Annotated in this window: 8 protein-coding genes and 3 pseudogenes; 5 read left to right on the forward strand and 6 right to left on the reverse strand. The window is 64.1% G+C overall.

Annotated features, from left to right (window positions below):
* Nucleotides 1-108: 108 nt before the first annotated feature.
* From ACZ1IK_RS10915 to ACZ1IK_RS10935, 5 genes are read left to right on the forward strand one after another with little or no spacing between them, the layout of a single operon-like run.
* Nucleotides 109-372: a hypothetical protein gene (locus ACZ1IK_RS10915; protein ID WP_041103440.1), complete on the forward strand. Its 264-nt coding sequence runs from the start codon at nt 109-111 to the stop codon at nt 370-372.
* Between the two features lie 45 nt (nt 373-417).
* Nucleotides 418-1,359, forward strand: coding sequence for a metal ABC transporter substrate-binding protein (locus tag ACZ1IK_RS10920; protein WP_041103442.1), 942 nt, complete (start codon nt 418-420; stop codon nt 1,357-1,359).
* Nucleotides 1,356-2,096, forward strand: coding sequence for a metal ABC transporter ATP-binding protein (locus ACZ1IK_RS10925; RefSeq protein ID WP_228063070.1), 741 nt, complete (start codon nt 1,356-1,358; stop codon nt 2,094-2,096). The genes ACZ1IK_RS10920 and ACZ1IK_RS10925 overlap by 4 nt, the downstream gene beginning before the upstream one ends.
* Nucleotides 2,096-2,971 carry a metal ABC transporter permease gene (locus ACZ1IK_RS10930; protein ID WP_041103446.1) on the forward strand — a complete coding sequence of 292 codons (876 nt, stop codon included), beginning with the start codon at nt 2,096-2,098 and terminating at the stop codon, nt 2,969-2,971. The genes ACZ1IK_RS10925 and ACZ1IK_RS10930 overlap by 1 nt, the downstream gene beginning before the upstream one ends.
* A gap of 11 nt (nt 2,972-2,982) precedes the next feature.
* Nucleotides 2,983-3,675: a metal-dependent transcriptional regulator gene (locus ACZ1IK_RS10935; protein WP_080772556.1), complete on the forward strand. Its 693-nt coding sequence runs from the start codon at nt 2,983-2,985 to the stop codon at nt 3,673-3,675.
* Nucleotides 3,676-3,680: 5 nt separating this feature from the next.
* On the opposite strand, the gene ACZ1IK_RS10940 is transcribed toward ACZ1IK_RS10935, so the two are convergent.
* The 6 genes and pseudogenes from ACZ1IK_RS10940 to ACZ1IK_RS10965 all read right to left on the reverse strand — a co-directional run.
* Nucleotides 3,681-4,361: a metal-dependent transcriptional regulator gene (locus tag ACZ1IK_RS10940; RefSeq protein WP_041103449.1), complete on the reverse strand. Its 681-nt coding sequence runs from the start codon at nt 4,359-4,361 to the stop codon at nt 3,681-3,683.
* 218 nt (nt 4,362-4,579) lie between these two features.
* Nucleotides 4,580-4,828 (reverse strand): annotated as a pseudogene (locus ACZ1IK_RS10945) (integrase core domain-containing protein); the annotation flags it as partial.
* Nucleotides 4,829-5,034: 206 nt separating this feature from the next.
* On the reverse strand, nt 5,035-5,967 hold the full coding sequence (locus ACZ1IK_RS10950; RefSeq protein WP_041103451.1) for a cation diffusion facilitator family transporter: 933 nt from the start codon (nt 5,965-5,967) through the stop codon (nt 5,035-5,037).
* The gene (locus ACZ1IK_RS10955; protein ID WP_041103453.1) at nt 5,967-6,341 is read right to left on the reverse strand and encodes an ArsR/SmtB family transcription factor; all 375 of its coding nucleotides are present in this window, start codon (nt 6,339-6,341) and stop codon (nt 5,967-5,969) included. Before ACZ1IK_RS10955 ends, ACZ1IK_RS10950 begins: the two co-directional genes overlap by 1 nt.
* 134 nt (nt 6,342-6,475) lie before the next feature.
* Nucleotides 6,476-6,691 (reverse strand): annotated as a pseudogene (locus ACZ1IK_RS10960) (integrase core domain-containing protein); the annotation flags it as partial.
* Nucleotides 6,692-6,707: 16 nt separating this feature from the next.
* Nucleotides 6,708-6,839: pseudogene (locus tag ACZ1IK_RS10965) on the reverse strand (IS110 family transposase); the annotation flags it as partial.

The raw sequence follows: 6,839 nt of genomic DNA on the forward strand, positions 1-6,839 counted from the left end.
TCACCGATGTTCGGAGTGGCGTATCTAGTAATAACATCAATGTAGTTTATTTGTCTATGCCACGCCCATGTTTGGAACTACGGCACACCGAACACTAGGATGTGTGGCATGGGACGAACGTATGTGGGCGAGCGCAGTGAGGGTGCGTGGCTGGAGGCCATCACCTTGTTTCAGTCCGTGCGCGACGCTGACCACGCCGCTGCGGCCCGCCTGTTGCGAACGTCGTCCGACCCCGAAACGGTGATGCTGAACCTCCTGCGCATGCTCGGCGTCTACCTGCGCGGAGAAGCACCCGACAAGCTCGACCACTTCATCGCCGCATCCCATCGCGCTGGCCCGCCCCCAAGCCCTCCGCTTCCACCGCTCACGTGAACTTCCACCCCGCACCTCGTCACCCGCTCAGCTAAGGAACCATCCATGCCACGAAACTCCCGCTTCTTCTCCCGCCGTTCCCTGCCGCTGCTGGCAGCGTCCGTGCTCGCGCTCTCTCTCGCCGGATGCGCAACATCCGGCGAGAACGATGCAGGAGCTGACGATGAGCGTCCCGTGGTGCTGACGACGTTCACCGTTCTCGCGGACATCGCCGAGAACGTCGCCGGTGACAACCTGAGGGTGGAGTCGATCACGAAGGTAGGGGCGGAGATCCACGGCTACGAGCCCACCCCCGGAGACATCCGCAGAGCGTCGGAGGCGGATCTGATTCTCGACAACGGGATGAATCTGGAGGCGTGGTTCGCGCAGTTCGTCGACGGGTTGGATGTGCCCCACGTCGTGGTCAGCGAGGGGGTCGAGACGATCGACATCAGCGAGGATGCCTACGCGGGGATGCCGAACCCGCACGCGTGGATGAGTCCGGTGAACGTGCAGATCTACGTCGACAACATGGTCGAGGCGTTCAGCGACCTCGACCCCGACAACGCGAGCGAATACGAGGCCAACGGCGAGGCGTACAAGGCCGAGTTGCAGACGGTGCAGGATGAGCTGGTCGACGAGCTGTCGGTCCTGCCCGAGAACCAGCGGGCGTTGGTGACCTGCGAAGGTGCGTTCTCCTACCTCGCCCGGGACGCCGGGCTGACCGAGAAGTACATCTGGGCGGTCAACGCGGAGCAGCAGGCCACCCCGCAGCAGATCACCTCCGCGATCGAGTTCGTACGCGCAGGCGACGTACCCGCGGTGTTCTGCGAGTCCACCGTGTCCGACGCCCCGATGCAGCAGGTCGTCGAAGCGACCGACGCCGAGTTCGGTGGTGTGCTGTACGTCGACTCCCTGTCCGAAGCGGACGGGCCGGTCCCGACCTACCTGGAGCTGATCCGCCACGATGCGACCACCATCATCGACGCGCTGACGGCACGCAACTGATGACGACCGCGATCTCGGTACATGACGTCACGGTCCACTACGGCGAGGTCCTCGCCCTCGACCACGCCACCCTCGACATCCAGGCAGGACGCGTGTGCGGACTCGTGGGCATGAACGGATCGGGGAAGTCGACGCTGTTCAAGACGATCATGGGTTTGCTGCGTCCCGATTCCGGCACGGTCCGCGTCAACGGTGAGAACCCGACGAAGGCACGCAAGTCGGGGGCCGTCGGCTATGTGCCGCAGAGCGAGGACGTCGACTGGGCATTCCCAGTGACCGTACGCGATGTCGTCATGACCGGCCGCTACGGACACATGGGATTCACCCGCCACGCGAAGAAAGCCGACCACGACGCCGTCGACCACGCCTTGGAGCGGGTGGAGCTCACTGAGTACGCGGACCGGCAGATTGGGCAGCTCTCCGGTGGCCAGAAGAAGAGGGCGTTCGTGGCCAGGGGGATCGCCCAGGGCGCGTCGATCCTGCTGTTGGATGAGCCGTTCGCCGGGGTCGATAAACGCTCCGAGGCCACGATCACCCGGCTGCTGCGCGAACTCGCCGACGACGGGGCGACGATCCTCGTCTCCACCCACGATCTCCACGCCCTGCCCGCCCTGGCTGACGAAGCCGTGCTCCTGATGCGCCGCGTGCTCATGCACGGCGACCCTGATGAGGTACTCCGGCCCGACAACCTTGCTCTGGCCTTCGGGCTGGACGTCCTGAACCGAGGCGACAACTGATGAACCTGATCGACTTCTTCCTCGAGCCGCTCAGCTACGACTTCATGGTGCGCGCCCTCGCGACCACCCTGATCGCCTCGATCGTGTGCGCGGTGCTCTCCTGCTGGCTCGTCCTGATCGGCTGGTCGCTCATGGGCGACGCCGTCTCCCACGCCGTCCTCCCTGGGGTCGTGCTCGCCTACATCGTCGGCGCACCCTTCGCCCTCGGAGCGGTGATCTTCGGGTTCCTCGCGGTCGCCCTCATTGGCGCGGTGAGGGACACCAGTCGGGTCAAGGAGGACGCTGCGATCGGGATCGTGTTCACGACACTGTTCGCTCTGGGGCTCGTGCTGATCTCCGTGACCCCGTCGCAGACCGACCTGAACCACATCATCTTCGGCAACCTGCTCGGCGTGTCCTGGGCCGACCTCATCCAGGTCATCATCCTCGGCGCGATCACCTTCACGATCCTCGTCACCAAGCGCCGCGACTTCACCCTCTACGCCTTCGACCCCACCCACGCCCACGCCATCGGACTGAATCCGAAGATCCTCGGCGCGGCGCTCCTCGGTCTCCTCGCGCTCACCGCCGTCGTCGCCCTCCAGGCCGTTGGCGTCATCCTGGTCGTGGCGATGCTCATCATCCCGGGAGCTACCGCATACCTACTCACGGACCGGTTCGGGCGCATGCTCGTTATCGCTCCCGTGATCTCCGCAGCCTGCGCCGTCGTCGGCCTGTACTTGAGCTACTACCTCGACACCGCCTCCGGTGGCATGGTCGTCCTCGCGCAGGGAGCCGTGTTCGCGCTCGTCTACTTTTTCAGCCCCCGGCACGGTCTCATCGGAACCCGGATCATGAGCACACGCCGCAGACGGGCACTCGTTTCCGCTCAGTAGGGGTATCCCGCATGCGCGGCAAGAGCGACCGGTCAGGGACCAGAGCACGCTATCTCCGTGCCATCTGGTCCCTGACTGAGAACAGTGACGCTCCGGTTACGGTGACGGGCATTGCCCGTGCGCTGAGTTTCGTGCCGGGGAGCGTGTCCGAACAGGTGAAGCGACTCGTCGATGACGGTCTCGTCGACCACGAACGGTACAAAAGCCTTTCCCTCACTCCTACGGGACACCTCGAAGCGATGCGGGCAGTGCGGACGAACCGGATACTTCGGTGCTTCCTCCACGACGCCCTCGACCTGCCCTGGAGCGAACTCGCCGCCAATGCCGACGCATTGGAAGCCAGCAGCTCACCCCGCTTCCTCCAGCGAATCGAAGCCTCCCTCGACCAGCCCACCCACGACCCCTACGGGCAACCCATCCCCACCCCAGACGGTCACATCGAATCCCGCCGAGATGCCCGTCTGCGGGAACTCGCACGCCCGCGATGGGCTCCCGTGAGGATCACGCGCGTCGCCGACGCACCACTCGAAACACTGGTCTTCCTCGACGAGCGACACCCTCGCCCCGACACACGGTCACGCATCCAGGCCTGCACAGCGGAAAACGACATCATCAAGGTCCGCTCGGCGGAATGGCATGGCACGTTGCTCCCTGCCGGAGCAGGCGTGCTCCATGCATCACTCCACGACGAAGCTGCGCGGTGACCGCATCAACTGGCCACGACAGACACATAGAGTGCATCTGTCGCCGAACGCCCCAGTGCTACCGAGGTGTCCGATCCCGTAACTCGCGCGTCCAGCGCGTCCGAGAACGGGGCACCTTCGCCGATCTCCAGCGTTGATCCGATTACGAAACCATGCTCTTCGAAGAACTGCAGCAGCGCCGGGTCCGAGTCCGAAATACGCTCGACCACCACCCGGTGCCCCGCCCCGACTCCGGTCAACTGTGTCGCATCCGGGATCTGCACCGTCCCGTCAGCGGACGGGATCGGGTCACCATGAGGATCGCGGGTGGGGAACTCCAAGAACTCATCGATCCGGTCGATCATGAAATCCGACACCGCATGCTCAAGGTGCTCAGCCTCATCATGCACCTGATCCCACGAGTAGCCCAAGACACTGACGAGGAACGACTCGATCAACCGATGCCGACGTACCATCGCCAGCGCGTAGGAGCGCCCCGTCTCCGTCAACTCCACCGACCCGTAAGGAGCATGCTCGACAAGACCCTGCGTAGAGAGCTTACGGACAGCATCAGAGACCGACGAGAGCTTCAATCCCGTCCGCTCCGCGATCAGCGTCGGCGTCACCGGCACCGACGACCACTCCGTCAGACCCCACACAGCCTTCAAATAGTTCTGGGTGCTCGCGGACAACTCAGAGACGGACATGACCTCAGAATATCCTCGAACATGCAACTACGCCGTGGCCCCGTTTGAAAGCACGGAGGTGAGATGGCGCAAGGTCGTTCGTCGCCAGAAGCTCCGCGACCACGGCTCGGCTACCGGTCCAGCCGTGACTGGACCAGCGGAACATACGATGCATCCTTCTCGAAGCACAGCACGCGATAGCCATCGCTGACTGAAGCGCCCTGGGTTTCGTTCCGAGGTCAGGACGCAACGGGCGCTGAATCCTGGTCGTGAGTGTAGGCGGCCTCGACCTCTGCGGGAGTGCGGTAGCCGAGGGTCTCGTGGAGGCGGGTGGTGTTCCACCAGTGCACCCACCCCATGGTGGCCAGTTCGACCGCCTGCACGGACTCCCACACGCGCTTGGAGTGGATGAGTTCGGCCTTGTAGAGCCCGTTCACGGTCTCGGCCAGGGCGTTGATGCTCCTATAGTTGTCAACTCGCGATCTGACCGGTGCGAGGGTTGGTCTTCACGAGGTGGTATACCTCGCGGATCACGTACTGGGCTGTCACCGAGCGCACCATCTGGGGTAATCCCACCTTCGTCTCCTTCCGCTGAGCCCAGCGACTACCCGCGGCGCGCACCCCACCATCGAGTGGGGTGCGCGCCGTTTTGTCGCCCTCGCCTGCGGTTAGGAGGAGTGCGGATCCGTGGGCGCTAAGTGTGCAAGGGACGTTCGGATTCACCTCGATGCACCGACGGGCTCTCCAGTTGGATCGTGGCGTGCTCGAACGCGATCGGGAAGTGCGTCCTGACGCAGACATGGACCTCTTCGAGGATCCGCAGTGCGTGGGCTGATTCGAAGCACTCCTCCCCGACGACGACGTGAGCCGAGAAGATCGGCAGATTGCTCCCGATCGCTGAGGCGTGCAGGTCGTGGACGTCCTGGACGTGGTCGAGAGCGAGGATGTGCTCGCGCACCTGATCGAGATCCACTCCCTTCGGGGTGTACTCCATGAGGATCCGCAGTGTTTCGGCCATGATGCGGAACGCCCGAGGCACGATCAGCGCGGCGATGAACAAACCAGCCAGTGCATCGGCCTGTTGGAATCCGGTCAGCTGGATCACGATCGCGGCCGTGATCACGCCGAGCGAACCGAGAGCGTCATTGAGAACCTCGAGGAACGCGGCACGCATGTTGAGGCTCGAGTCCTTGCCTCCGGCCAGGATGAGGATCGCGGCGATGTTCGCGACCAGGCCGATCACACCGAAGATGAGCAGCTCTCCTGAGGGGACGTCCGGGGGGTCGGTTAGTCGCGAGATACCCTCGACGGCGGTGTAGGTGCCGACCACGATCAGGAGCGTGGCCTGGGCCAAGGCTGCCAGTACCTCGATGCGAGCGAATCCCCAGGTTCGGCTGCTGCTGGCCGGGCGCAACATCATGGTCGCCGCGATCAGCGCGACCAGCAGTCCGGAGGCGTCGACGAGGGCGTGCGCCGTGTCCGTGAGCAGGGCAAGACTTCCGGTGACGACGCTCCCGATCGCTTGCGCGAGCACGATGACGGAGGTGATGGCGAAGGCGATGGCGAGTCGCGTCCGGGCGGTGCTCGACCCGCTGCCGCCGTGCGAATGGTCGTGTCCTGAGCTCATCAGAGGTCCCCGTCCTCGAGGTTCTCGTGATCGCGGTGGTTCTTCAGGGAGAGGGTGGTCCCGGAGGTGTCGAGCAGGTCGTCCGCCACCTCGAGCAGGCCCTTTAGTCGGGGCAGATCGGCGAGGGTGAACCAGGAAGCGCGGCCTTCAGTGCGCGCGGTGACCAGACCGCAGTCGCGCAGGCACGAGAGATGCTTGCTGACGGTCGACTGGGCAAGGTGCATGTGTTCGACAAGGTCGCGAACTCGGTGCTCACCGGTCGAGAGGTGCTGGAGGAGAGCCAAGCGTGTGGGTTCGGCGAGGGCATGGAAGAGCGCGGCATGACTGTCTGCCACCTCGAACTGAGGCTCGGCCGGGATCGCATCAATCGTCATATGGCGATGATATCGCCATTTGGGGTTCCGTAAAGGGGTGGGACGGGACGAGTCGATCCTGATAGACGCGCGAAGGGGTCGCTCGTGGCACGTCGATACACTCGATGTGAAGCGCCCTGGGTTTCGTTCCGAGGTCAGGACGCAACGGGCGCTGAATCCTGGTCGTGAGTGTAGGCCGTCTCAACTTCTGCGGGAGTGCGGTAGCCGAGGGTCTCGTGGAGGCGGGTGGTGTTCCACCAGTGCACCCACCCCATGGTGGCCAGCTCCACCGCCTACACGGACTCCCAGATCCGCTTGGAGTGGATGAGTTCGGCCTTGTAGAGCCCGTTCACGCTCTCGGCCAGGGCGTTGATGCTCCTATAGTTGTCAACTCGCGATCTGACCGGTGCGAGGGTTGGTCTTCACGAGGTGGTATACCTCGCGGATCACGTACCTCTTGAGGCAGCGAATGATGTCTCGCTTGGACTTGCCCTCCGCGGTGCGTCGTGCCACGTAGGC

The sequence above is a fragment of the Micrococcus sp. CS26 genome (assembly GCF_055522295.1).

What these genes read in the sequence shown, in the direction of transcription:
- ACZ1IK_RS10915 (WP_041103440.1), top strand. Translation starts at nt 109, where the DNA reads ATGGGACGAACGTATGTGGGCGAGCGCAGTGAGGGTGCGTGGCTGGAG.
- ACZ1IK_RS10920 (WP_041103442.1), top strand. Translation starts at nt 418, where the DNA reads ATGCCACGAAACTCCCGCTTCTTCTCCCGCCGTTCCCTGCCGCTGCTG.
- ACZ1IK_RS10930 (WP_041103446.1), top strand. Translation starts at nt 2,096, where the DNA reads ATGAACCTGATCGACTTCTTCCTCGAGCCGCTCAGCTACGACTTCATG.
- ACZ1IK_RS10935 (WP_080772556.1), top strand. Translation starts at nt 2,983, where the DNA reads ATGCGCGGCAAGAGCGACCGGTCAGGGACCAGAGCACGCTATCTCCGT.
- ACZ1IK_RS10940 (WP_041103449.1), bottom strand. Translation starts at nt 4,361, where the DNA reads ATGTCCGTCTCTGAGTTGTCCGCGAGCACCCAGAACTATTTGAAGGCT.
- ACZ1IK_RS10950 (WP_041103451.1), bottom strand. Translation starts at nt 5,967, where the DNA reads ATGAGCTCAGGACACGACCATTCGCACGGCGGCAGCGGGTCGAGCACC.
- ACZ1IK_RS10955 (WP_041103453.1), bottom strand. Translation starts at nt 6,341, where the DNA reads ATGACGATTGATGCGATCCCGGCCGAGCCTCAGTTCGAGGTGGCAGAC.